Annotated in this window: 19 protein-coding genes, 2 tRNA genes and 1 pseudogene; 13 read left to right on the forward strand and 9 right to left on the reverse strand. The window is 44.2% G+C overall.

The features are described 5' to 3' along the window. Positions 1-292 precede the first annotated feature (292 nt). From xth to H3S82_RS08325, 5 genes are all read left to right on the forward strand, one after another. Positions 293-1,069 carry an exodeoxyribonuclease III gene (xth, locus tag H3S82_RS08305; RefSeq protein ID WP_198232835.1) on the forward strand — a complete coding sequence of 259 codons (777 nt, stop codon included), beginning with the start codon at positions 293-295 and terminating at the stop codon, positions 1,067-1,069. Positions 1,070-1,224: 155 nt separating this feature from the next. Continuing rightward, a complete protein-coding gene (locus H3S82_RS08310; protein WP_198232836.1) occupies positions 1,225-2,130 on the forward strand; it encodes a transporter substrate-binding domain-containing protein in 906 nt (301 codons plus the stop codon). A 128-nt stretch (positions 2,131-2,258) separates the two neighbouring features. Next, positions 2,259-3,011: an amino acid ABC transporter permease gene (locus H3S82_RS08315; RefSeq protein WP_198232837.1), complete on the forward strand. Its 753-nt coding sequence runs from the start codon at positions 2,259-2,261 to the stop codon at positions 3,009-3,011. 2 nt (positions 3,012-3,013) lie between these two features. Beyond that, positions 3,014-3,727, forward strand: coding sequence for an amino acid ABC transporter permease (locus H3S82_RS08320; RefSeq protein ID WP_149867440.1), 714 nt, complete (start codon positions 3,014-3,016; stop codon positions 3,725-3,727). 12 nt (positions 3,728-3,739) lie between these two features. Then, on the forward strand, positions 3,740-4,486 hold the full coding sequence (locus H3S82_RS08325) for an amino acid ABC transporter ATP-binding protein (RefSeq protein ID WP_077971854.1): 747 nt from the start codon (positions 3,740-3,742) through the stop codon (positions 4,484-4,486). Positions 4,487-5,084: 598 nt separating this feature from the next. Here the strand turns inward: H3S82_RS08325 and H3S82_RS08330 are convergent. Further along, positions 5,085-5,879 (reverse strand): tetratricopeptide repeat protein, encoded by a 795-nt coding sequence (locus H3S82_RS08330; protein ID WP_078040401.1) that lies wholly within the window; start codon positions 5,877-5,879, stop codon positions 5,085-5,087. A gap of 356 nt (positions 5,880-6,235) precedes the next feature. Between H3S82_RS08330 and H3S82_RS08335 the strand changes: the two genes are divergently transcribed. Then, complete coding sequence (locus H3S82_RS08335) at positions 6,236-6,484, forward strand: hypothetical protein (RefSeq protein ID WP_198232838.1); 249 nt, start codon at positions 6,236-6,238, stop codon at positions 6,482-6,484. Positions 6,485-6,575: 91 nt separating this feature from the next. Here the strand turns inward: H3S82_RS08335 and H3S82_RS08340 are convergent, their stop codons facing one another. The 6 genes and pseudogenes from H3S82_RS08340 to H3S82_RS08360 form a co-directional block, all read right to left on the reverse strand. Further along, positions 6,576-9,299, reverse strand: a complete 2,724-nt coding sequence (locus H3S82_RS08340; protein ID WP_198232839.1) for a valine--tRNA ligase — start codon at positions 9,297-9,299, stop codon at positions 6,576-6,578. A 282-nt stretch (positions 9,300-9,581) separates the two neighbouring features. Beyond that, entirely contained in the window at positions 9,582-10,121 is a 540-nt protein-coding gene (locus H3S82_RS08345; protein ID WP_370541282.1) for a DUF2497 domain-containing protein, read from the reverse strand. A 137-nt stretch (positions 10,122-10,258) separates the two neighbouring features. After that, positions 10,259-10,346, reverse strand: a pseudogene (locus H3S82_RS11405) (DUF2497 domain-containing protein); the annotation flags it as partial. Positions 10,347-11,064: 718 nt separating this feature from the next. Continuing rightward, positions 11,065-12,420: a TolC family outer membrane protein gene (locus H3S82_RS08350; protein WP_077971863.1), complete on the reverse strand. Its 1,356-nt coding sequence runs from the start codon at positions 12,418-12,420 to the stop codon at positions 11,065-11,067. A 142-nt stretch (positions 12,421-12,562) separates the two neighbouring features. After that, on the reverse strand, positions 12,563-13,237 hold the full coding sequence (locus tag H3S82_RS08355) for a protein-L-isoaspartate O-methyltransferase (RefSeq protein ID WP_198232841.1): 675 nt from the start codon (positions 13,235-13,237) through the stop codon (positions 12,563-12,565). Between the two features lie 560 nt (positions 13,238-13,797). Beyond that, positions 13,798-13,871, reverse strand: a tRNA-Cys gene (locus H3S82_RS08360). Between the two features lie 578 nt (positions 13,872-14,449). Here H3S82_RS08360 and H3S82_RS08365 point away from each other — a divergent pair. Beyond that, a tRNA-Asn gene (locus tag H3S82_RS08365) sits at positions 14,450-14,524 on the forward strand. 578 nt (positions 14,525-15,102) lie between these two features. Here H3S82_RS08365 and H3S82_RS08370 read toward each other — a convergent pair. After that, positions 15,103-15,783: a glutathione S-transferase gene (locus H3S82_RS08370; RefSeq protein ID WP_198232842.1), complete on the reverse strand. Its 681-nt coding sequence runs from the start codon at positions 15,781-15,783 to the stop codon at positions 15,103-15,105. Positions 15,784-16,095: 312 nt separating this feature from the next. Further along, positions 16,096-17,079 (reverse strand): autotransporter outer membrane beta-barrel domain-containing protein, encoded by a 984-nt coding sequence (locus H3S82_RS08375; protein ID WP_198237133.1) that lies wholly within the window; start codon positions 17,077-17,079, stop codon positions 16,096-16,098. Between the two features lie 947 nt (positions 17,080-18,026). On the opposite strand from H3S82_RS08375, the gene H3S82_RS08380 reads away from it, so the two are divergent. The 6 genes from H3S82_RS08380 (at position 18,027) to pqqE (ending at position 25,271) form a co-directional block, all read left to right on the forward strand. Further along, positions 18,027-19,064: a LacI family DNA-binding transcriptional regulator gene (locus H3S82_RS08380; protein ID WP_255519326.1), complete on the forward strand. Its 1,038-nt coding sequence runs from the start codon at positions 18,027-18,029 to the stop codon at positions 19,062-19,064. A 282-nt stretch (positions 19,065-19,346) separates the two neighbouring features. After that, on the forward strand, positions 19,347-21,794 hold the full coding sequence (locus tag H3S82_RS08385) for a membrane-bound PQQ-dependent dehydrogenase, glucose/quinate/shikimate family (protein WP_198233530.1): 2,448 nt from the start codon (positions 19,347-19,349) through the stop codon (positions 21,792-21,794). 400 nt (positions 21,795-22,194) lie between these two features. Further along, positions 22,195-23,130 (forward strand): pyrroloquinoline quinone biosynthesis protein PqqB, encoded by a 936-nt coding sequence (pqqB, locus tag H3S82_RS08390; protein WP_198232845.1) that lies wholly within the window; start codon positions 22,195-22,197, stop codon positions 23,128-23,130. After that, entirely contained in the window at positions 23,123-23,881 is a 759-nt protein-coding gene (pqqC, locus tag H3S82_RS08395; RefSeq protein ID WP_198232846.1) for a pyrroloquinoline-quinone synthase PqqC, read from the forward strand. The genes pqqB and pqqC overlap by 8 nt, the downstream gene beginning before the upstream one ends. Beyond that, entirely contained in the window at positions 23,878-24,183 is a 306-nt protein-coding gene (gene pqqD / locus H3S82_RS08400) for a pyrroloquinoline quinone biosynthesis peptide chaperone PqqD (RefSeq protein ID WP_246785255.1), read from the forward strand. The genes pqqC and pqqD overlap by 4 nt, the downstream gene beginning before the upstream one ends. Continuing rightward, complete coding sequence (pqqE, locus tag H3S82_RS08405) at positions 24,180-25,271, forward strand: pyrroloquinoline quinone biosynthesis protein PqqE (protein WP_198237134.1); 1,092 nt, start codon at positions 24,180-24,182, stop codon at positions 25,269-25,271. The genes pqqD and pqqE overlap by 4 nt, the downstream gene beginning before the upstream one ends. Positions 25,272-25,659: the final 388 nt, after the last annotated feature.

Consider the following 25,659-nt stretch of genomic DNA (forward strand, 5'->3'; position numbering starts at 1 on the left):
CTCTCCCGGAAAAAGCCATATAGATAATATTGTCATTCATTATGGTCGCTACTGGCTGTGCTTATGCGAGATTTTTCGTACGCCAACCTCTTTGCAAAGTGAGCCAGGTTACTTTTTTCAAGCCCGTATAATTAAGAAGTTGCCTTACCGTAAAAAGACTGCCCGCACGTTCAAGTGTTCGATTACCTCTATTAATGAAGAATCGTGATTGAAGATTTTCTTGTCCCCATTATTCATTATTATAGAAACAAACACTTGAAGCTTTAGAAAAACATTGATTAAAGTGTTCTTCATGAAAATAGCAACCTGGAATGTGGCCGGTATCAGGGCCAGACATGATACTCTTATAAAGTGGCTTAAGCAGTCTCAAGTCGACGTGGTGTGTCTGCAGGAAACAAAGACAATCGATGCTAATTTTCCGCGAGCCGAAATTGAAGCGCTCGGTTACAACATCAATACCCATGGACAGAAAGGCTTCAACGGTGTGGCGCTTCTTTCCAAGATTAATCCTGACGAGGTAATCTGTGGTCTGCCTGGCGATGACAGCGATGAACAGGCCCGTTATATCGAAGCTGTTTATTCCACAAAAACCGGCGTTATACGTATTGTCTCGCTTTATGTACCGAACGGTAATCCGGTTGATAGCGAAAAATATCCTTATAAACTACGTTGGTACGAACGCTTCTATGACCACGCAGTTTCACTTCTCGCATTGGAAGAACCTCTGATTTTTGCCGGCGATTATAATGTCATCGATTCTGCTCTTGATGCCAAAAATCCTCAGGAGTGGGAAGGAGATGCATTGTATCTGCCAAAAAGTCGCGAAGCTTTATGGAAGATAAAAAATCTCGGCTTCTATGATGCCACCCGTACCACTTCGGATAATCCCGATTATAGTTTCTGGGATTTCAAATCCGGCGCATGGCAGAAAAATGATGGAATAAGAATTGATCATTTTTTCATTTCTCCAGAGGCAGCGGATAAACTTGAAGCTAGCTTTGTAGAACGGGCTGTTCGCGGCTGGGATAAACCGTCCGATCACGTTCCTGTCGTTATTGAATTGCGTTAGGCCATTGTGCTTTTTCACCCGTCAAATGCAAAGAATGGATTTAAAAATAAAGAATTGGTTAAAAATGCAGAAATGTTATATTCATGAAAAAAATGTGCTAGACTTGCTTTGAACAGCAATTTTCTTGCAAAAATAATCGATTAAGGAGAACATTCATGAGAAAAGCCCTGATGGCTTTTGCCGCTATGGCAATCTTGGGACTGACCGGAACAGCAATGGGCCAGCAAAAGGATACACTTGAAAAAATTAAAGATAGCGGCTCGATAACGTTAGGTGTGCGCGAATCGTCTGGTTTAGCTTATGCTCTCGGTAACGGCAAATATGTGGGGTTTCATACCGAGATGGCTGAGCGCATTATTGACGATATTTCTAAAAAAATAGGTAAACCGATCAAGATCAATTATTTACCGATCACTTCTCAAAATCGTATTCCGCTTTTGCAAAACGGAACCTATGACTTCGAATGTGGCTCGACAACCAACAATGCTGCGAGAGGTAAAGAAGCAGCTTTTGCCTATACAACTTATGTCGAAGAAGTACGCATTGCCACCAAAAAAGATTCTGGCATTAAATCGATTGCCGATCTCAACGGAAAAACAGTTGCAACGACGACAGGAACAACATCTGTACAGCTTATTCGCAAAAACAAACGCGCGCAAAATATCGATTTCAAGGAAGTAAACGGCAAAGATCATGCCGATAGTTTCTTGCTTCTGGAATCGGGAAGAGCTGATGCTTTTGTGATGGACAGATCAATTCTCGCCGGAAATATTTCAAAATCGAAGAATCCGTCCGATTATGTTATTTTGAATGACGTTCTCTCGGTCGAACCGATTGCCTGTATGTTGCGTCTTGATGACAAAAATTTGGAACAGGCAATTGATGACAGTATTGTTCGCCAAGTAAAAGATGGCTCACTGGAAAAACTTTATAACAAGTGGTTCATGCAGCCGGTTCCGCCGTCAAATACAGTTGTCGGGTTACCTCTTTCGGATATTACCAAAGATGCATGGGAACATCCCAACAACAAGCCAATGGAAGAATATAAAGAAAACAAATAATAAAACTGTGCGTAAAGGCTGCATGTATTTGAAATTATATGCAGCCAATTTTATTCCGTATCGGAACGATTGGCTCGTCTAGTTTAGGTGTGCGGGTACTCGCATAAGTTTGTCGGGAATAGTCTACAATGGATTTTTCATTCCTCTGTATGGATGATATTGATCACACCCACGTTGCCGGTTGTTTCGGTAAAGCAGGTGTGAGCCATACTTATCTTGATACTTTGCTCAACGCTTTTTTGAACACGGCTCTGCTTTCAATTTCGAGTTTGATTTTAGCCATTATTGTCGGTGTCATTATCGGCACAATGAGAACGCTGCCACGCACGACCATATTGAACCGGATATTACGAGTAATTGCACGAGTTTGGGTGGAAATAACCCGTAACATCCCGCTTCTTGTCCAGATTTTCCTTTGGTACTTCGTAGTCCCGAAGATATATCCGCCAGCAATGAACTTTCCGCCGATGATATTAATCATTTGCGCATTGGGATTTTTTACCTCTGCCCGTATCGCCGAACAGGTTCGCTCCGGAATTGAAGCCATTCCGACAGGACAGCGTTATGCGGCTATGGGAATGGGATTTACGACTTATCAGACTTATCGATATGTTATTTTGCCCCGTGCAATGCGCACAATCCTGCCACCGCTCATATCGGAATCGATGGGGATTGTGAAAAATTCGGCTGTCGCTTTTGCGGTATCAATCCACGAACTGATGCAATTCCAGTTTCAGGCTATTGAAGAAGTCAGTCATGTTTACGAGAACTACATGGTTGTAACAGTTCTTTACGTCATTATTTCGCTGGCTATTTTTATTGTCATGTCAATTATTGAACGGATGGTCAAAATTCCCGGTTTCCAGACGGAGGGTAGATAATCATGTCAAACCTCGGATCTACCCTTTCCTATTACCTGACATTCGACTTTTCGTGGATGGATTTTTCTTTTTTCACCTTCGATGTCTTCAAAACCTATATTTTGTCGGGACTTGTTTTCAGTGTTGTTTTGACGGTCGTCGCTACAATATTGGGGATCATTTTCGGAACACTTCTCGCAATGATGAGGTTGTCCTCGATAAAACCGTTATCATGGCTTGCAACCTTCTATGTCACCGCTATGCGCGCAATTCCGCTGGTTATGGTTATTTTGTGGTTTTTTGTTCTATTGCCTTTTGTCACCGGTCATTCGATCGGAGCAAACAATTCAGCCTTTATAACATTCACTGCTTTTGAAGCGGCATATTTTGCAGAAATCATGCGGGCGGGGATACGTTCAGTTCCACAGGGACAGAAATTTGCCAGTGAAGCTCTCGGCATGACTTATTGGCAATCCATGCTGATTGTCATATTGCCGCAAGCACTGCGCAACATGCTTCCCGTGCTTCTGACGCAGGTTATCATCCTCTTTCAGGATACATCACTGGTTTATGCAATTAGCGGTAATGACCTTCTTAAAGGTTTCGACATTGTGGCAAACAATTTCGGTGTCAAACAGGAAGCTTATATACTGGCCGCCTTGTTCTATTTTGTGATCTGTTTTACGCTGTCGCAGGCCGTTATGTACCTGCAGAAAAAAGTCTCGATTATTCGCTGATAGGAAAGTTTCATGTCCGAACACATGATTGAAGTCAAAAACGTTTCCAAATGGTATGGAAAATTCAACGTTTTGAAAAATTGCTCGACCAATATAAGCAAGGGCGAAGTGGTCGTTGTATGTGGGCCTTCCGGTTCAGGAAAATCGACCTTTATAAAAACCATCAATGCTCTTGAGCCTTTTCAGGAGGGGCAAATCTGGGTTGACGGTGTTCCGGTTCATTCTCCGAAGACCAATTTGCCGAAACTGAGAAGCCGTGTCGGAATGGTTTTTCAACATTTCGAGCTGTTTCCCCATTTGTCCGTGATGGAGAATTTGACCATTGCACAAATTAAAGTTCTTCATCGTTCCAAAAAAGAAGCCGTCGAGAGCGGATTAAAGTATCTCAAACGTGTCGGCTTGATTGATCACAAAGATAAATATCCCGGTCAACTATCGGGTGGTCAACAACAACGCGTAGCAATAGCGCGCGCTTTGACTATGGATCCGATTGTCATGTTGTTCGACGAACCGACATCGGCTCTCGACCCCGAAATGGTGGGTGAAGTTCTTGATGTCATGGTCGGGCTTGCTCAAGATGGAATGACCATGATCTGCGTTACCCATGAAATGGGCTTTGCTCATAAAGTTTCCGACAGAGTAATCTTTATGGATGACGGGAAAATATTGGAAGACTGCACATCGGAAGAATTTTTTGCTTCGCCGGAATTGAGAACGCCGCGTGCCCGTGATTTTCTGTCAAAGATATTAAGTCATTAATTGATGAAACCCGATAAATGATCACTTGTGCGATTTAGATCGTGTGGCATTGGTCGGGCAAATATCCCGCTTTGGCTGGTTCTATTCTCATGCCTGGAAGCTCGTTAAGTCTTTGTGACTGTTTAGCCATTTTGTTTTCTTGAATTAACAGAAAGAGTGAACACTTCTTCTCTAAGAGCCTGAAAGGAACAATTTCGCCATTGTTTTTCCGGCAATTTCCACTACCATCAAACCGATCATCCGGTGTCCCCTGCTCAAAAATTATATGCGTGCGTAGTAACCACACCGGAAGGCGCCAAAACATATCATTATATTTTTTTGAAAACTGAAATTTTTAAAACGTAAGAAATGGATATTTCACAGTCTCTCAGGACAAAGCCAAGAAAAGTTTAGAGGATATTAAGTCCGGAATAATGTTTACTCTATAATGTTTTTAGAAAAATATCCACTTTCACTATATCCGGTAATTAAATATCGTTGTTTTACTTGACATCAGCCTAATAACCGGCCGTTTTTATTGACTGTAGTCAGATCTCAAAGCCTCTTGATAAGGGATGGCGGTAATATAGATTTAAATTATAACGGAAGAAAACCGGTATCAGAAACCATTATCATTTTTGATAATATCGCTCGCAAGAGAAATAGCTGTGCGGCGATCGGCCTCTCCGGAAACCGCAAAAGCACGTTCTTGTAACTGTCTTATCCATGTCTGATCATGCGGAGCAGCTTTTTCATAGGCCGCAGTCATCATCGCCAGTCCCCGTACGGTCTTTCCCGCTTGGAATAACATGTTCCCCAACATTGCCTGTGCTGCAGGATTGCCTTTTCGTGCCGAAAGCTGAAACCAGCGAGCTGCCTGAACCGGATTTTTTTCGCCGCCATCGCCATTCAACAACATTTTCCCCAAGCGATATTGTGCTTCGGGATTGCCGAAATTGGTAGCCGCTTGCAAATAAAGACTGCGCGCTTGAGGCATATCCTGTTTGACAGGTGAATTCGGAATGCCGGTTACGAGATAACTTGCAATTTCCACCAGTGCATCGGAAAGATAACTTTCATCTTCCGACCCCGGATCAGCGCCTTCCTGAACGATGCGAACATAAAATTGATAAGCCTCATAATCATTTTCGACCACACCATCGCCATCGGCATACATGCGGGCAAGTTTCCAGTTAGCTCCCGGGTGCCCCCTGTCAGCCGCATATTTCAGTGCTTTGACCGCTTGATCTTTATCACCGTTTTTATAGGCAGAAATACCGCTTTTGAAAAATTCGAATGGACTATTCGACTCGTTTTTGCTGTGATTGATATCCAAAGCCGATGCGGTAGAAAGGCAGATTCCCAATGTGAGTGCTGTCACACTGGTCAACCAACCTTCTTTGCATCTTTTCATTTGAATTTTTCCTGTCTCGCCACAGATACGCAACAAAATTACTTTGCATTGTTAAAAATGCACTGGCTTTGTGGTGGGAATGAGGCACCAACTATGTTGCTGACGATAGCACATAAACAATGAAAATTGTGTTGCCTGAAAGCAACATACAGAATTGAGTTTGCTATGGTTAATCCGTTATAATGCGATGTTTTTTAAAATTGCATCCGGCCAGCCAGTTATGTAAAATTAAGAAAGGTCAGTCTTGTTTGACAATGAGATGCTCATAATTATGAGATAGTCGCATTTTCGAGATGGCCGTAGTTTTGAGCCACTTTTATTTATCTAATCCGTATCAACCTTTTCTATGAGTTGAAATGATGACGAGTAAATCGAGTATCGTAGCGTTCGCGTTTTTTATGGCAGTTCTGTCGGGCTGCACCGCAACGCAAAAGCCTTCTGTAAACGAAGCAACCGACACTTCCGGAACAACCGGTTATTGGTATCTTGGTGACAATGGCGAACGCCAGTGGCGGACACTCAATCCTGCCGACATTCCTGCTCCTGCTCCAGCAGTGCGTAAAAACTATGCATCATCTGTCGGTAATGGTAGCGGAAAAGGTTGAATTTGCTTTAGCAAAAACGGTTTAATTTCAAGAAAACCGCCCGAAAAAATTTCCGGGCGGTATTTTTACTTTGACGTTATTCGAAAGAAATTCATCCCAACCGTTTGATTGCAATAACCAGTTTTTCTTTGGCCGCATTGAGTTCGTCCAAACGTTCCCGTTCGGCTTCGACAATATCCGGCTTGGCATTTGCAACAAATTTGGGGTTATTGAGCTTCTTTTCAACCTTCTCTATATCAAGGTCGATTTTCCCCATTTCCTTTGAAAGTCTTGCACGCTCCGCTTCGAAATCGATCAATTTTCCAAGTGGCATGCAAAATGTTGCTTCGCCTAGTATAATCTGGGCCGACGCTTCGGGAACCTTGTTTGCAAATTCGATTGTTTCGATGCGGGCAAGCCGTTTGATTGCCGCTTCATGGCGCTCCACACGTTCTTTTGTTGTCTGTCCTGCCTCGACGATCACCAAAGGTGCCATAGCTCCCGCAGGGACATTCATTTCAGCGCGAGCCGAACGGATTCCACCGACAACATCAATAAGCCAATTGATGTCCTCTGCCGCTTTTTCGTCACGGAAATTGATATCCGGCCACGATGCCAGCGCCAACATGGTATCTCTTTTATGTTTATCTGTTGCCGTCAAAGCCCATAATTCTTCTGTCATATAAGGCATAAACGGGTGGAGAATTTTATAGACTTGCTCAAGAACCCAGGCAACACAAGCTTGCGCTTCCTTTTTCTCGTTCTCATCTTCTCCCTGAAAAATCGGCTTTAACAATTCGAGATACCAATCACAGAGAGTATTCCAGATAAACCGATAAACCGCCGCTGCCGCTTCATTGAACTTGTAGGTTTCAATTCCGGAGGTAACCGCTTCAATTGTTTTCGAAAGTTCTGTCAAAATCCAGCGGTTAAGCGAAAGTTTGACCGATTCCGGCTTGAATGACGGATCATAGGCAACGCCGTTCATTTCGGCAAAACGCGTAGCATTCCAGAGTTTCGTTCCAAAATTACGATATCCGGCAATGCGCGCGGGATCGAGTTTCACATCGCGTCCCTGTGCCGCCATAATAGCCAGAGTAAAGCGCAATGCATCAGCTCCGTATTCATCCATCAGATCGAGAGGATCAATAACATTTCCCTTTGATTTTGACATTTTGGCGCCGTGTTTGTCACGAACCAGCGCATGCATATAAATGTTATGGAACGGCACATCATGCATGAAGTGCAGCCCCATCATCATCATACGGGCAACCCAGAAAAACAAAATATCGAAACCGGTAACGACAACACTCGTCGGATAATAGATTTCGAGTTCTTTTGTCTTGTCAGGCCAGCCGAGTGTCGAGAATGGCCACAAAGCAGATGAAAACCAGGTGTCAAGCACATCTTCGTCCCGCCGCAATTCAACCGCTTTGCCGTAATGCGCGTCAGCAGCCTTTTGTGCTTCCTCGGCCGATTTTTCGACAAATACCTTGCCATCAGGCCCGTACCACGCCGGAATTTGGTGCCCCCACCATAATTGGCGGGAAATGCACCACGGTTCGATATTTTCCATCCAGTTGAAATAGGTCTTTTCCCAATTTTTGGGAATAATTGTGGTCTTGCCGTTCTTGACAGCATCAATGGCCGGTTTTGCAAGCTCTGCCGCATTGACATACCATTGATCGGTCAATAATGGCTCAATCGGTACGCCACCGCGATCTCCATGAGGAACCATGTGAGTGTGGTCTTCAATGCCTGCTAGATAGCCGCCCTCTTCCATCATCTCGACAATCTTTTGCCGTGCGACAAAGCGGTCCACCTGATCGAATGCGTCAACGAGCTTGTTCAGCTCTTCGGTCTTGTCCAGATCTTTCAGAAAATCCTCGTTGTCACGCAGAAAAATTTTGGCATTTTCTGTCATGATGTTGATGATTCTCAGGTTGTGACGACGCCCTACTTCAAAGTCATTGAAGTCGTGCGCCGGTGTAATTTTAACAGCACCTGTGCCCGCCTCGGGATCAGCATAATCATCACCGACAATTTCAATTTTGCGGCCGACAAACGGCAATATTGCATGGTGGCCGATGAGTGCCTGATATCTTTTGTCTTTCGGATTAACGGCAATACCGGTATCGCCAAGCATAGTCTCCGGCCGTGTTGTCGCCACGACAATGAAGGTGCTCGGATCATCCGGATTGAAGACTTTACCTTCCAGAGGATAACGGAAATGCCAGAGATGGCCCTTTACTTCCTTCTGCTCGACCTCAAGATCGGAAATTGCGGTCAACAATTTCGGATCCCAATTGACAAGACGTTTGTCCTTATAAATCAACCCTTCTTTATAAAGGGTAACAAAAACCTCGAGCACCGCACGCGAAAGCCCTTCATCCATCGTGAAACGCTCGCGCGACCAATCGCAAGAAGCGCCCAGACGCCGCAATTGGTGTGCGATTTTGCCGCCCGATTCTTCGCGCCATTGCCAAACACGTTCGACAAATTTTTCCCGCCCCATTTCCTGACGGGTTGGTTCTTTTCTTTGCGCGAGCTGCCGTTCGACGACCATTTGTGTGGCAATACCGGCATGATCCATACCAGGTTGCCACAAAACATTCTTGCCCCTCATACGCTCGAAACGAACCATAATATCCTGAATGGTATTATTGAGCGCATGTCCCATATGGAGAGAGCCGGTAACATTGGGCGGCGGAATGACGATACTGAACGCTTCCGCACCGGGCTTCGAACCGGCGCCGGCTTTGAACACGCCGTTGTCTTCCCATTGTTTTTCTATACGGGGCTCGGTCGAGCCGGCATCATATGTCTTGTCTAACATTCTCTTTTCCAATTATTACCGGTACGCGATTGCACTCATTGCCCATTTCAAAAAATGGCCGAGTTTAATCTGGACAACACTATTTTTACGGTTGTAGCCGACTTCATGTCAGGATTCAAAAAATAATGGAATAATTCTGCACAATTTGTCGAAAAAATAAAACCGCCTGCCAACACAAAAACACTTTGCATTTATGAGACGGCTTTATAACCTCAATTGGCTTTCAATGACTATATTTGCCCGCAATCAAAATTGGATGAGCAGAAAAATCCCCTTCCCTTATCATCCTTGATCAGACGGAAAATTTCTCTTGAATGCGCCACTAATTTCTTCACGCAAGATTTTCTCGACAAGAGCTGGCCAACGTTTTTGCAACCATTGTACAAGAATTGGCCTCAGAGTTTCTTCGGCCAAGGCATTAACATGGTTCCAAAATTCAGGGCTGAAATGAATATCGGAATAAATATCCTCATTATTCACTTCCGTATTTGTAGCGTTATCGGCAGCCGTTTCAACATCCTGCCGAGCTGACAAATCTGCGCTTTCAATCGATTGATAATTCGTGTTGTCAGGTGCAATCTGTTGCCCACCGGCTAAGTCGGTATTACCGGCAAAGTCAGCAGGCTGGTTATTAAAATCTTGCGGAGTCTCATTGACAGTATTTTGCTGTTGGAAAGAGGATTGTAATGGCTCATCAACCGGTTTTTGACGAAGAGTCGATGGTGCCGATACATCATTTGAAAAAGCATCTTTAGTACCAGCATCAGCCACGCTTTGATTGCTGTCTTTTTTTAGCCCTATCCGTGCGGCCAATACTTTCATAGCCTCATCAACCGACAAATCATCAAGTCCTGTCTGAGCATTATTTTGCGCATTATTTAATGTCTGTTGTCCTGTAGCTTTAGCAGCGCTACGATTATTCACAGAAGTTTTTGCAGCAGTACGATCATTTACACGACCGGTATTTTCCTCAATTATTTCTCGTATAGACGCGAGTATCTCATCCGTTGTCGGTTGTTCCCTCAACGCATTTGAACTTTGTGCCATACCATTAACCTCATAAATGCAATCTGAATCTGCGTTGAACTTAGCAAATCGTTAACCCTACTAAAATAATGGAGCGCATCTTCCAACCACCTACGCACAGATTTCTTCGCTTCGCCCTGCTCCGATTTTTGCCAAGCTTGATGTTTAAGCAATATCCAACAGCCGAAATTTTCATTTTCAGATTAATTCCCGACCTGTAACCGCGCTCTATATTTTTCGAGTCTCTTCTGTTTCCCGTTTTTTTTGACCGAGCAATTTACAAAAGAAATCACGCAATTCGTGACGCCGGTTTTTGCATTCTCTCAGCCTTGATCGGGAATATGAAATTCCTTCCGGAAAAATGTCTTGCTACATCTCCATCCGCAACAGAATGGGCGATCCGTTTTTATTTTTCGTATTTCAATAATAATAAAGTGTTCTTATCGATCTCATTCAACACCATATATATATTATATCCGGAATATTCCCGTATAGTCTCAATAAAAACCATTCATTTAAATTAGTTTTTCAATATTTTTCTTCTCAAAAATAATATTTATTATATCTAAAAGAAATTTCTATTTTAAATTAATGTGAAAAAAATCATGCGTTATTTAAGTGTTTTCTATTCGAATATAAAAAATATAAACTTCACAAAAATAAAAGGGTGCATGGATTACCATTGCACCCTTATTTTGTTCTTTTGAACGACAATAAAAAAACGTCTTGTCAGGTAAACTTAGCGACCATCAGGTGTGCGCACACCGATCCATTTATCCTTCACTGCCTTGTTGTGTTCTTCCGGATCATATTTAACGACATGCAATCCCAGTTGAGCGGCTGTCATTTTACCAATTGCGGACTGGACATTATAGCTTGCTACCACAACATTCCGTTCGGCCGTAACCAGAGAAATCTGTGCATCAATAAGCTGGGTACGTGAATTCAAAACGTCCAGAGTTGTCGCTTGACCAACGCGATTTTCCTGTACCCGACCATCAAGAGCAATTTCAGCAGCACGAACACTATCACGATAAGCGATAACCGAAGCACGAGCACCTTCCAGTTGCGACCAGGAAGAGGACATATTTTCGCGAACACTATCCTGGGCAAGATCCAACTGGATTCTTGCTTGCCCGAGTTGTTCTTTTGACTGCCGGATCTGGGCCGAAGTACGCCCGCCCTGATAGATAGGAACATTAATGGAAACGCCAACAGAGTTGGACCGGCCACCATCACCGGGGCCATTATAAATCTGGTTATAGGAAGTGCTTGCCGATAAATCGACTTGCGGAAGCAAAGCACCTTCCTTTGCTTTCACATTATAGGAGCTCGCATCAATCAGATATTTCGAATAGAGAATCGCAGGGTGAGTCGCTGCACCGATTTTGTATCCTGCATCCGGCGAGGCCGGCAGAGCTTTAGAAACCGGAGGCCGCTCCAACTTGTCCGGATCAGCCCCGATGACCTGCCGATAAACTGCTTCGGCCGATTTGACATCGGCACGTGCGAGACTAAGCTCGGATACTGCAACCGAACGCGCTGCTTCCGATTGTGCCAGATCGGTTCTCGTTCCTTCACCAACATCAAGTTTTGCTTTGTCAGCGCGAACCTGTTCTTCAAGCGCTGCAAGGTTCTGACGGCGCAATTCTGCAATTTGGCGATATTGGAAAACATTGGCATAGGCAGTTGCTGCATTTACCAGCATATTCTGTTCGGTATTTCGAAGATATTCCCGTTGCGCCTGTGCCTTGACCTCTGCCGAAGCAACTGTGTTCTTGGTAACAAAACCATCAAAGACTTTCTGGCTTAATTGAACACCCAGTGAACCGGTAGTTGTATAGTAAGTTGTAGCGGCGCTGCGCCCACGCGCATAGGAGCCAAACCCTTCGATCTGTGGGCGGAAATTCGATTTAGCGATAGCTATATCCTCATCAAGAATACGTGCACTTGCTCTTTCACTGTTCAAATTGCCATTATTCGTGTAAGCTTTGGCGAGAGCCCCCATGAGCGTTTCGGCATGCACCGATTGCGTTGCAAAAACAACGCCTGATAGCAACAAAGCCGACAAAAGAGCTTTTTTTGTTTTCACCACAGCTACACCTCTATTCAAAAACTTTTCGTAACTCGTCTTACCCCGACGAGTTGTTACTATTTACTCGACCGTCGCAAAAAAGCAATGGATCAAGGCATTAAAAATCAAAACGTTGCACAAGCGCAACCCTTAAGAGGAACATTTAGAATACGAATTCCGGTGTTTTTACAAACCCTTCCAAAGGATTGATTGCTAGGTTGAACAAGCGGCGAGCCGAAACAACGCCGTCTTCTTTCATATAAAGGCGCGCAACCGCAGAATTTCCTTGCCCCTCTGCAACGAGAAGTCTTCCGCCTTCCCTGAGCTGTGCAAAAAGACCTTCGGGTATAAAATCCACAGCCCCTTCCAGCAAAATCACGTCGAACGGACCTTCTTCCGCGTAACCTTTTGTCAACGGCCCCTTCACAACAACGACATTGTCATAACTGCCATTTTGCAAATTTTCATTGGCATAAGCTGCCAATTTTCCATCTTCTTCCAAAGCAATGACCGAGCTCGCCAATTTCGACAAAAGTGCGGCGCTATATCCCGTACCTGCACCGATATCGAGCACAACATCTTCAGACTTGATATCGGCCGCCTGCAACAGTTTTGCCAAAGCGGCAGGTTTCATAAGGTAACGTCCACGCCCTCCGGCACGTGAAGCCGTCAACGGAATCGCCTCGTCTGTATAGCTTAATTCCCTCAAGTTTTCTGGTACAAACTTTTCGCGGGGAACGGTCAAAAATGCTGCCAGAACTCCCAGCTTCGTGACATCCACGGTCCGAATCTGCCCGTCTACCATTCTCTGTCTGAGCATTGAAAAATCTGCTGCCATAACCGAACTTCCTTTTTAATCCACCACGTAAAATGCTGTAACGGAAATATATACCCTGTGAGGTGTCGCAAAAAACACGGCTACAGTCAATCACAAGATTTTCCGGGCCTGTTTTCCGCTCAAGAAATCAGCAAATAGAGTTTTTCCCACTTAATAGTTCCGTTTGCGAGTCCATATACCACAGAAAATGAATTTGATCACAAAAAACTCGGGGATAGCAAAAAACCCGGGCTTTTGGTGAGCCTGGAGTTCAAAATCAGGGTGGAAGTACCTCTGACCTACCGGCATTTTGTCCTCATTGTCCGAAATCGGCATTTAGCCGCCAAGTTCGTGATAAGAACCATTTCCTATTGTTGAAAACTCTATGGGCAAAACAGCTCAAATAAACAGAATCTGAACAAATGTTTTTGCCCTCACATCAATTTTCCGGAATTATGAAAAACAGTGCCCCCCGGGAAGAACCTCGCTCACGCTCTGAAAGAACAGATAATTTTCTCCCCTCATCAGAAATACTTTTATGAAATAATATCGGGAAAAACGGGTAGACGTAAGCGATTAAGTGGAGGCCTCGCCCGGAATCGAACCGGGTTACAAGGATTTGCAGTCCTCTGCGTAACCGTTCCGCCACGAGGCCTCAAAAAATGTACGTAGGTCATTAAGTTAAGCGAACGCTTCCGTCAAGATACCCGATTATGATTATGTGTATTTTTTGATAAATCTTTTCCAATGATTGCGCTTCGGAGTTTTGTATGGTGTGTAGCGAAAAATAATTTGATGCCTTTTCCTGACATATCTAAAAAAAATTTACCGGCTACGATCATGTTGTGGTGAAATATGATGACCCTTTTGTCCGGAAGTTAAAAATCGGAACCGGTTTTATGTGCAAACATCAAAAATAACCGGAATGGCAACAAAAACTTCTAAGAACAATCCTCTTTTCAAAAAGTGAGTCTTAGAAAAATTACTTTTTGCATAGAGCGACCGGTTTATTGCGAGATAACAAATAATGGATTCATTCTTTTTATCGGCTCGGACGAAGGCCGTGTCTTTCACCAATAGCTTGCCAAAAAGGCCAATTTTCCGGATAATTTGTTGAAATTGACGCCTCTATTAAAGTCGTCACGAGATTTTTTTTAAAAAATATCATTTCCCTATTTGCAAAACATAAATTCATTTGCTATAGCCCTGCTGCATCACATAAGTGAGCGCCATTCCCCGGTAGCTCAGTGGTAGAGCAACCGGCTGTTAACCGGTTGGTCGCTGGTTCGAATCCGGCCCGGGGAGCCACTTAATTCTTGGCTGTTCTGGTGATGAAGTTTTCCGAAATAGCTTATTTAGACCAAACGTTCGCTGTTATGGCTTGTATAGGAATTATATGTAATAGCGGTCAGGACATTTTTTTGAGCTTCGGACATATCTTTAAAATTAATCTGTTGTTATAAAGTTTCTGGAAGTTCGCCCGTTCTTTCTTTGCAACGCGTTACAAACATTTTTCCGCTGTTCTATTGGCATATTTCAATAAGCCATGTTCATCAGTTGCATGTGAATTAACCATCTGAACGAACATCGGCCCTTTTAGCCATATGTTCTTGCCGGTCTTTCTCATAAAACTACGCCAACCACATTCAAAACGGGAAACTTTTTCTATCCATAGAAAGGTTTTGTAACTGGAAGGATTATTTTTTTCGAATTCCTGATTAAGGCGAGCGAAGAGGTTGAAACAGTTGCTATAGAAAAGATGCAACCTCTCATGTCGCTGCGGCATCCTGAGCGCTATAAAGCAGTTTGCAGAAGTGATGTGGAAAGACAATTTTCTACGCTAAAAATATTTCCATAGAACTTTAGAAACACCATTGAATGATTTATCAATTTCTTCTGTGATCCTCTTCACGATTGGCATAGCGATCAAGCTCCGCTTCTTGCCTAAGATCTCTTTCTGGCTCTTCCAAAGCCCGCTCTTCCCATTCCTGCATTGCGGGAAGTGCAAGCAATTTTTCCACATAGTCTAATGATTTCCTATTTAACAAAAGATTGTAGTTTTTAACCCGAAAAGCCACCGGACAGAAAAAAGCATCAACCGCCGTAAACTTGTCCCCCGCCAGAAACGGACCGGAGAATTCTTCAAGGCCTGACAGAAATAATTCATCCAGTCTGCGAATGTCTTTTTCCAAATCCGCTGTCATTTGTTTCAACTTTGCAACAACTCCGACGGACATCGGGCAGCAGGTACGCAAGGATTGAAAAGAAGAGTGCATTTCCGCTGCGGCCGAACGCGCCCACGCCCGGGCAATACGTTGTTCCGGCCAAACGGTAGCATGGCTTTCAAATAAATATTCCGTTATTGCCAGACTATCCCATATTGTCACATTTCCATCGATCAGAACCGGAACTTTTGCAGATGGCGAAAACACCTTGAACCGATCAAAATTATCCGGCTTGAAGCTATGGCTTATTTCCTCGAATTTTATACCGAGAGTTTTCATAAGCACCCATGGCCGTAGTGACCATGAGGAATAGTTTTTGTTAGCAATATGAAGTTGGTACATTCGGAAAGACCCTGACATTTTTAAAATAGGTTTTACAATTTTCTTGCCCGATAAAAATCCGGATAATTTTCTAACTGTGCAAGATCTTATTCGAGATTGCAGCAACACCCATTGAACTATACAAAATTTTCTAAATTCACGTCTTATAATATTTCTTTTATATCAGAAGCTGCCGCTTAATCATATTCTCCCGATAAGTTAAATGAATTCAACAAAATAAAACCTCTCCTTTTAGAAAAGGAGAGGTTTTATCTGTCGTATTTCTTGATAATTTAGAAAAACAAATTTTTACAGTTCGTCAATCGCGGCTGATCAGAACTGGTATTTGATCTTGAGGCCGCCACCACCGCCTTCACGTCTACCAATGAAGCCCTGACCGGTTACATCAACACTCAATGCATCAATCGTGCTGACAGGCTTCATCGAAATACCTGCTTCCACAATGCCTGTGTCACCTTCAAGCGACGGCTTGTCCAGTTTAAATCCATAAGCACGGGCTGCAACTTCACCATCAAATTCGTGATCGTAAGCAATACCGACATATGGCTTAAGCTGTTGGTTATAAATCATCGTATATCTGGTACCGATGCGTAAACGCGAGCTATCAGCTTCATCAAAGTGCAAACGGTCACGACCGACATCAACTGTTTCACTATCAATCTTTGTCCAGAAATAGCGACCATAAACATCCAGCGAATTACGTTCGTCGAAATTCATGACATAACCGACACCACCATGCAGGCCGTAATAGTCCGCACCACTGTCGTAATCGCTCCCCACGCCGAATTCGCCCAACAAGTCATCTGTGTCGAAATCGGTATCTATATGACCGGCACGGAACGATGCTTCCGCATAAAGCCCGTCTGCCTGACCTGCGTCAAGCTTGTTGACAAGACCCAAGCCTGTACCGGCAAAATCAATCCGACCAAGAACACCACCACCTGTATAGTGTGTGTCACCGTCACCATGAACCGATGCATAATTGGCAAAGCTGTTAGAAGTGTCATAGGTACCACGGCCATATTCGAAGAATGCACCGAGTGTTACCGGATGTTTATCTGCAAGTTCAAAACCGGTTGCCAAGCCGACAGCCATATTGACGCCGTCAACATCTGCATGACTTCCTGTCTTGTAACGGTGCGAGCTACCGTCAATAACGAAGAACGGCATCAAATTCATCTGCCACGGATTATTGCCACCCTCTGCAACAGAACTTCTGGCTGCACGAATGCCGGCATTGGCAATCAAATCCGCTCCCTGGTTCAACATGTTATTGATAACCGATTTGACGACCATGATTGAACGCGTTTTCTGAAACGCGCGATCCGTCGGCAGCAATGTTCAAGCTTGTTTTAACCGGACGAAAATCCGATTACTCGCCACCACATCAAAACGAGCTGAATTTTTTAAAAAAATCCCGATTGATTGAAGTTTATCACTCATAAATTGCCGGCGTCGGAAACCGGATGAAAATCACATTAAACTATCGCTCTTGTGCTTCACAAAAGCAGTTTGCAATCAGGGACGACGCGTTTTTTGGTAATGCGGTTAAAAATTATACTTTTCTCAGACTTTATAAAACCGACATGTGGAGGTGATGATAGAAGCTAAGCTAGCCCTGCGTTAATAAATACTCCATCTATAAAGGAGCCGATATAAAGGAGCCGACAAAAAAGCCTGTAAAAACATAGGGTCATGAAAATTTCAGGCAAAACCACCAAAAAGCATCCTTTCCGGCATTATCACTTAGTGGGGTGCATAGGGGTAAATAACGCCCTCACCATTATCAAAGTTTTGCAATTTGAAAAACCGGATAATAATATGAGAGGAATTTTTATAATTTTAATTTGATTATATATTAATATATTTTAATCAAAAAAATAATAATATTCAATTTAAACTGTTTTGCTTAATATATATTATATAATTTATTCACGTTTATTTACTTGAATTGATAGCCATTCACATAATGATATTTTTTTTTAAAATTATTTTACCTCTTCAAAAAGCTGTTACAGAGCCGGAAAATGGGTTTTTAAATCAAGCTTTATGTTATTATTAATCGCCAGTTTTCAAGAGATACCAAACATTAATCAAAAAGCTCATCGTGTTCTTGATATTCCTAAGTCCGGACACGTTTGATCTGCTTTGATACGTTGGCATGTTTTTGAAAAGGGATTGCAGTATTTCTTCAGTGCAATTTCGATGTCAATTTTCGGGATATAATTTCGGGAGAAGAATTTTTGTCAGCTATAGCTTGTTCACGTTTCAGAAAAGCCGGGATTAAACGTGTAAACACATCCGATATAGCAAGGCTGACGGGGATGAGCCGGAGCACTGTCGATCGTGTTTTGAATGAACGTGGAAGTGTATCGGAAACGACCCGCAAAAAAATTATTGCGGCTGCGCGGGAACTCGGTATGAAACGCGTCCTGCCGGATCTCTGGCACGGTACATACCGTATCGAACTTATTATTCCCAAAAATGCGCCTCGCAACCACTCCCCTTTATGGGGAGAAATTGACGCGTTAGCGCAAATTCATGCCCGCAATTTACCGTCATATATTTCATTACACCGCACACTCATTCCCGAAGGCGACCACGATAACCTTTATAAAGCGATTTTAACGCCTCCTTTCCAGCGCAATGCACTCATTATAGCAGCCGGATCGGATGAAGCTGCAATCCCTGCACTTCGTGAAGTGGCGAAACGTGGCGAGCAAATTGTCACGATTGTCAATGATGTACCGATTGATGTCGACCATCTTTATGGTGGCGTTGACAATTTTGTTCAGGGTGAAACTGCCGGACAATTAATGAATGGATTATTGCGCAATGACGGAGAGGTTCTTGTTATTCAAGGTTCGAACAAACGGCGTGAACATCGCGATCGTGTTGTGGGCTTTCTGAAAATAATCGATCAACACTGTCCGGTTATCATTCACGAAACCAGTGAAGATGACGATATGACGAGCACGATTGTGCTCCAGACATTAAAAAAACATCATATCGTCGGAATATATTCGGCAGTTCATGCACCGGACGCTATCGGCGATATTCTGAAAAAAATGCCTGACCGGCCAAAGTGGATCAGCCATGAATTGAGCGATCAGCACAAATTGCTTCTTCAACAAGACGTGATTGACTTCGTTCTCGATCAGGATGTCGACACACAAGTCGCGTGGGCAATAGCCAATGCAGCAGCCCCGATTCTGGCGGGAAATCACGGTACTCATCTGAAACAGCCAGAGTTTAAAATTTTTTGCAAAACAAATATCTGAAAAGGCAAGTTTTTAATTGCGTCAATTGCGTCATTTTAGTGACGCCCCAAGCCTTGCTGCTTTGCTATTGTCAGACTAGACAAAATTGGAGACAAAATGTCGCAGGTTAAACCGGAAATGAGAATTTCCCGACATCTGCATATTTTGAAAGGCTTCTAACCTTTGTTTTCTCGAAAAATTGCTAATTGATCAAGCTGAAACGGAATTTATTGAAGCGGTGCATCGAAAATTTGTCGGTCTCTTGATTGATGGGCGAGGTAATCCAATAGATTGGGAGTATAAATGACAAATTGGAAAATATGGACGCTACGCGTCCTTGGGATCATTGCCCTCTTATTGGGGCTAGCACTCACCATTGGCGGTATCTGGCTCATAGCACTAGGCGGTTCCTGGTTTTATGCCATTGCCGGTATAGCCATGATGGTGATCGGCATCGACGTTTTCAGACGTCGTGCTTCGGCTTTATGGGTTGCCTATGGGCTGCTCATTGTTGATCTTTTATGGGCATTTTGGGAAGTGGGCTTCGATTTTTGGCAACTTGTGCCAAGAATTATGGTATTTCTCGTCTTTGCTTTGGTCGTTTCTATTATTTCACCGGCATTGCTCAAGAAAAATGGCGCAAAGTCATTTTCCGCAATGTTCGCAACGGTCAGTTCTGTGGTCCTTGCCATCGCTGTTATTGCGGTTCTCGCCAATATGCCGCGTCCGCATGCATTGGTAACAGCAAGTGGCGAAAAGTCGCCTGTTGTCTATGAAGATGCAGGAAAGGACAGCGGAAATGATTGGCCTGCATGGGGGCGCAACACCAAAGGCAACCGTTATGCCCAGTTCGACCAGATCAACAAATCCAACGTAAAGGATTTGAAAGTTGCCTGGACTTATCATACAGGTGATCTTGCAATCGACGGTGCAGAATATCAGGTCACGCCACTCAAAGTGGATGACACGGTTTACCTTTGCACACCGCTCAATAAAATTATCGCACTTGATGCAACAACCGGCACTGAAAAATGGAAATATGATCCGAAGCCGAAAATCTTCCAGAGTACAAAAGGCTGGAAGAGATGCCGTGGTGTTGGCTATACGGACCTCACAGAGCAGTATCAACAGGCTGCTGCCAATCATTCAGCATCAAACGGTGATAACGAAAACAGCAGCAATACCGAGGCTGCCCTTCCGACGGTTTGTCGCAAACGTATTGTTGTAACCACAATTGACGCACGTCTCTTCACACTTGACGCTGAAACCGGCAAGCTTTGTGACGGCTTTGGCGACAATGGTTTTGTTGACCTGACTGTTGGTCTTACAAAAGAACCTCCAACAAGCGATCAGGGCTCATACAATATCACCTCCGCTCCGCTTGTTGCCGAAGGCGTGATTGTCGTTGGTGGACGGTTGAACGATAACCTGACAGTTGGCGAACCTTCCGGTGTTGTCCGTGGTTTTGATGCCGTTACCGGTAAAATTCTCTGGGCATGGGATGCAGCACGCGGTGCAAAAGACAGCACTCCGCTTCCAGCCGGTCAAACCTATGCGCCTGAAACACCGAATTTCTGGGGCACAGCCGCCTATGATCCGAAGCTTCACCTTGTCTATTTCCCGACAGGTAACCAGACTCCGGACTTCTGGACAGGCAATCGCCACCCCTATTCGGATGAATATAATGACTCTATCGTCGCGGTAGACATAAAAACAGGTAAGGAAGCCTGGCATTTCAGGACTGCCAATATCGACCAGTTCGACTATGACGTTTCGTCCCAGCCTATACTTTATGACCTTCCAAGACCTGATGGTTCCGTTGTACCGGTTGTCATCCAGTTGACAAAACGTGGCGAGATTTTTGTTCTTGACCGCCGCAATGGTCAACCAGTCTATCCGGTCGAGCAACGCGCTGTCGCCACAGATGCGATGCCGGGCATGAATGTTGCACCGACACAACCCTTCTCGGCTCTTTCAGTCGGCACAGAAAGACTTAAAGAATCCGATATGTGGGGTGGCACAATCTTCGATCAACTCGTTTGCCGTATCGCATTCAAATCGATGCGTTGGGAAGGCGAATGGACACCATTGTCGGATAAGAAACGCACTCTTATTTTCCCTGGTTATTATGGCGGCATGAACTGGGGTGGCGGCGCAATCGATGCTGCAACCGGTACGCTTATCGTCAATGATATACGCATGGCACAATGGGGCCGTTTCATAAAACAGGATGTCGCCAAGAAAATCGGTTTGAAGCCAACCACTGAAGGAGAATATTCAACGCAAACCGGTACTCCTTGGGGTGTTGAACGCTCGATGTTTGTTTCTCCGCTCGGTGTACCGTGCTTTAAACCGCCATTCGGTTCATTGACGGCTATCGACCTTGTTACCGGAAAAACAAAATGGCAGGTTCCGCTTGGCTCTATTCAGGATGCACCGGTTCACGGATTTGTCCCCGGCGTTTATATCCCGATTGGAATGCCAACAATGGGCGGGCCGCTTGTTACCGGCGGTGGATTGACATTCTTCCATGGTTCGCTTGATTATTACATCCGTGCATTTGATAGCGACACCGGTAAAGAACTCTGGCGCGGTCGTCTGCCCGTTGGCGGACAAGGTGCACCAATGTCATATATCGGCAAAGATGGAAAACAATATATCGTAGCCGTTGTGGGTGGTGCCACACGCACAGGAACCAACAAAAACCGTTCCGATCTGGTAATCGCCTACAGTTTGCCGGATAAAAAATAAAAGGGACATTCTGCCCTTTTTGAAAAAGCTTCTTCCGGTCTATCCGGCAGAAGCAATAAACCCGAATATTGAAGGAGAAAAACCGTGAAAAAAACATGGAAAAAACCGTCTATGTGTCAAGTCGCTGCAGGAATGGAAATTTCCCGTTACTTGCCAGCGGAAGTAAAGAACAAACGTTGATTTGAACATGACGCCTGCAGTTTTTTCTGCAGGCGTTGCGTTAAAAAACGGCTTCATGCCGGTTGACATATCGTTCCGCAATCAACCCCGCAAAGTTTTAAAAAAATTTCAACGGATATTTATCCGTTCATATTAGTGCAGAAAATTTGTCATGCCGGTTATTCAAGAGTTTTAGCACTATCGCCAAGTCAATAAAAAACGTCAAATCAGACAGTTCGTTATGTATATTAAAGTTTTAGGATCAGCAGCAGGCGGCGGCTTTCCGCAATGGAATTGCAATTACTATCTGAGCCGCAATGCGCGCAACCATCAATCGGGTTTCTTACCCCGCACCCAATCAAGTATCATTGCCTCGGCAGACAAAAAACATTGGATACTCTTTAACGCTTCGCCCGATTTACGCCAGCAAATCAATTCCACTCCGGAACTTTTTCCAGACCCGAATGGACTATTGCGTTCAACCCCGATTTCTGCAGTTGTTCTCACCAATGCCGATATTGACCATATTGCCGGTCTTTTGACCATGCGCGAAAGACAACCCTTTGTCATTTACGCAACGGAACGTGTTATCAATGTGCTTAATAGTAATCCCGTTTTCAACATTCTGGATCCAGCAATAGTCAAGAAAATAGTATTGCCACTCAACAGGTTAACCAAGATTTCTGATGTGAATAATGAACCTTTAGGCATTGAGATCAAGGCTTTTCCGGTTCCCGGAAAAATTGCTCTTTTTCTGGAAGACAAAAAGAAAAAGGATTTCGGTTCCGAAACTGAAGATACAATTGGCGTCAGAATTTTTGACAAGGAAAACAATCACTCGGTTTCCTATATTCCGGGTTGTGCAAAAGTGAGTTCTTTTGTCAAAAATCAGACAGAAAATAGTGATTGCCTGTTTTTTGACGGCACCTTGTTTCGCGATGACGAAATGATAACAGCCGGCCTTGGCCCCAAAACCGGACAACGCATGGGACATATGTCGATATCGGGTGCCGATGGCGCTATCGAAGTCTGGCGCAACGCAAAAGTTTCAAGAAAAATATTTATTCATATCAACAATAGTAACCCGGTCCTTGATGATCATTCGGCTGAACGTCATGAAGTCGAACAATCCGGCTGGGAAGTTGCATTTGACGGAATGGAGATCAATTTTGACTGATTATCACAATATTGCCCGCAATGGCCTGACACCTAACGAACTTGAAAAAATACTACGTCAGATCGGGAAAGAACGTTACCATATCAACCACCCCCATCATAAAATGATGATGGCTGGCAAAATGACGAAATTGCAACTTCAAGCCTGGGCATTGAACCGCTATTGTTATCAGGCAGCCATTCCACGAAAGGATGCGGCAATTTTGATGAATTCCAAAGATCCGGTTTTCCGTGCCGAATGGCGCCGCAGGATTAGCGATCATGATGGCACAAACGGGCTGGATGGCGGCGTTGCGCGCTGGTTGAAACTTGCCACCGGTTTGGGACTTGATGAAGAGATGGTCAAAAGCGAAAGACAGGCTCTTTGGTCAACGCGTTTTGCTGTCGAAGCTTATGTTAACTTCTGCCGCCAAAGGCCGCTTCTCGAAGGTGTTGCTTCGTCATTGACGGAATTGTTTTCACCGACAATCATCGCCGAACGTGTTCCGGGTATTTTGGCAAAATATCCTTATGTGAGCGAAGAGACATTGGCCTATTTCAAACCGAGATTGACACAGGCACCGAAGGATTCAAGTTTTTCATTGGCCTATGTGCGCGAACATGCCGACACGCCCGAAAAACAGCAGGCCGTCATAGATGCTTTGATATTCAAAACCGGTGTGCTCTGGTCAATGCTTGATGCGCTGGATTATGCTTACGGAGAAGCCGGACGCATTCCCCCTGGCGCTTTTCGCGGTACCTCGAACGAATGATGACGGACCGTTTGCTAAAACAAAGAAAAATTCTGAGCGACGAAAGCCGCCCGGAATTGTTTCATCACGTCAGAATTCAATATGAACCGGTGAGGAAGACTTATGCGCTGCTTTCACCGGAAAAAGTGTTTTGGCCGAATGAAATCGGGCTTGATATATTGCGGCTTTGTGACGGAACAAAAACTGCACACGAGATTGCTCTTTCTTTATCCGAAACCTATGATGCTCCGGTTCACGAAATCATTGACGATGTTTACTCCTTTTTACAAGATTGGGCCGACCAACTTGTCGTAAAAATATGACTGTAGAAATCTTCCCTCCCATCAGTATGCTGGCAGAACTCACTTATCGATGCCCGCTTCAATGCCCTTATTGTTCCAACCCGCTGGAACTCATGAAAGCCGATCAGGAACAGGATAAGAGTTTTTGGGAAAAGCTTTTCAAAGAAGCAGCAAAGCTCGGCGTGTTACAAGCGCATTTGTCCGGTGGCGAACCAACATTGCGTAAAGATCTTGTAGAAATTGTTGCTGCCGTTCATGATAGCGCCATTTACTCGAACCTTATTACCGCTGGAGTTGCTTTATCGGAAGCAACATTGGAAGCTCTAAAAGAAGCAGGCCTTGATCACGTACAACTATCGTTACAGGGCACAACACCGCAAACGACAGAATTGATAGGCCATTATAAAGGCGCATATGAGAAGAAAATAGCAACAGCAAAACTTGTCCGTAAACTCGGCCTGCCACTTACTTTGAATGCACCGATCCATCGTTACAATATCGACGAGCTTGACGCCTATTTCGATCTTGCGCTTAAGCTTGATGCCGAACGCATAGAAATCGCCAATGTTCAATATTCCGGTTGGGCATTGCTTAATCGCAACGCTTTGATGCCCAAACGTGAAGACTTTGAAAAACAGATGGAAAAGGTCGAAAAATATCGCGAGGAGCTACGGGGTATCATCAATATAGACTATGTCATTCCAGACTATTTTGCCGATTACCCGAAGCCATGCATGGGCGGCTGGGCTCGCGATGCCTTTGTCGTCATCCCTGACGGTACAGTTCTGCCCTGTCATGCGGCGAGAACCATAAAAACGTTACAGTTCGATAAATTCGGAGAAAAAACACTTTCCGAAATCTGGCATAACTCGAGTGCGTTCAACGCCTTCCGCGGATTTGACTGGATGCCGGAACCTTGCCGGTCCTGCAAAAGACGCGATATTGATTTTGGTGGCTGCCGTTGTCAGGCATTGGCATTGGTAGGTGATGCATCAGCAACAGACCCCGCCTGCATCAAGTCGCCTTTTCACCAGAAAATCAGAGAGTTGGGAGAGCAAGCAAGCCATGCCAATGCACCTCTTCAATACCGTCGTATCGGCGTTTTCTGATCAAATATTGCTTCCGTTTCAAATCGGATTTTGATTGCCGTTATTGAACTTAAAGGTGCGAACCGACAAAAATTCGATATCGTGGAATTTCCGAGTCTTTTTTTCAAATCAATCCGGAAAATCGAAATTCACGAAAATGAAATAGTTGATTTAACAAAACATTAGCGTGTTTGATCAATGTACAAAACTATCCATTCAATCAAGCGTCTTCCATAGCTCGGCAAACGAGATTTTTTGCGCTGAAAGTCAAATTGAATTTTATATGGTGACCATAGGTTTGGGTAATGATTGGCAGTGCCCGCTATATGAGTAGCGGAGAATAGTGACAAGTTTCCTGAAATAGAATGGCACTCAACCAATACCCGCATTGCTTTTGTCAAGCGGCAAA

The sequence above is a fragment of the Bartonella sp. M0192 genome, from assembly GCF_016102305.1.
GTDB classification, from domain to species: Bacteria; Pseudomonadota; Alphaproteobacteria; order Rhizobiales; family Rhizobiaceae; genus Bartonella; species Bartonella apihabitans.